At 38.9% G+C, this 645-nt stretch carries 1 protein-coding gene; it reads left to right on the plus strand.

Features of this window, described 5'->3' with window-relative positions; genetic code table 11:
- On the plus strand, positions 1 to 330 hold a 330-nt coding region (locus R7044_RS26045), incomplete at its 5' end, for a LysR substrate-binding domain-containing protein (RefSeq protein WP_263857057.1).
- Between the last annotated feature and the right edge of the window lie 315 nt (positions 331 to 645).

Consider the following 645-nt stretch of genomic DNA (forward strand, 5'->3'; position numbering starts at 1 on the left):
CTGCCGGATGAGTCGGTGTTCCTATTAGAGAAAGAGCATTGTTTAACTGAACATGCAGTTTCCGCTTGTAAGCTGACCGATAAAGAGAAAATTAACCCGTTTACGGCAACCAGCTTACATACCTTGGTGCAGATGGTCGCGAACGGCTTAGGTACCACTTTTATTCCTCAAATGGCAATCGAACACGGCTTGTTACACAACCAAAATTTGGTGGTGATCGACCCTCCTGGCCAGCAAGCGTATCGCGAAATTGGTTTGGTTTGGCGCCCTAGTTCATCAAGAACAAACACTTTTAACCAACTTGCAGATGTGGTTTCCGAACTGCTTTAGCTATTAGTATTAGCCTTTACTTCCTCACTATTTCTCTAAAAGCGCACTGGAAACGGTGCGCTTTCTAGTATTTTATTCTGTCGGTGAACTTTGACTTGTAAAATTTCACAGCTTTATTTTCGTGAAGCTTTCATAAAATTGTGAAATTTCACAATGTTAATTTTACACAATTGGCTGCGCATTGTGTTTAACCTCCGTTTAAATTCCTTACGCTAGACCTTATGAGTACAAGGTTTTCTCGCTTGTCTCTATATTCATACACCTGTTTTAAATCATATTTCATTGTAAAATTTAATGTAATTTAATTACGTAATA

The organism is Vibrio sp. 1402, from assembly GCF_033340275.1.